General features: G+C 38.5%; 1 protein-coding gene. It reads left to right on the top strand.

The genetic code is table 11. The features are described 5' to 3' along the window. On the top strand, positions 1 to 273 hold a 273-nt coding region (locus ACNQ0T_RS24240), incomplete at both ends, for a class I SAM-dependent methyltransferase (protein ID WP_417930500.1).

Here is a 273-nt window from a genome sequence, read left to right as displayed (position 1 = left end):
CGATAAAAAATTGGTTAGGTGACACTCGTTCACTAAAAATACTGGATTATGGTTGTGGCGCAGGAGGGATTTCGCGTTGGTTAGCAAACCAAAGATGTCAGCAAGTTGTAGGGTATGATAGTTCAATTGGCATGATTAATAGCGCCCAAATGCATGAAATAAAAGAACCATTAAATATTGAGTATTTCAGTGAATTAGACGACCTCACTCATCACCAATTTGATATTGTGGTCGCTATCTATGTTCTTCCGTATGCAACCAATGAAACACATC

The sequence above is a fragment of the Enterobacter cloacae complex sp.6700776 genome, assembly GCF_048284255.1.
GTDB classification, from domain to species: domain Bacteria; phylum Pseudomonadota; class Gammaproteobacteria; order Enterobacterales; family Enterobacteriaceae; genus Enterobacter; species Enterobacter intestinihominis.
This window is presented reverse-complemented; position numbering and strand designations above follow the sequence as displayed.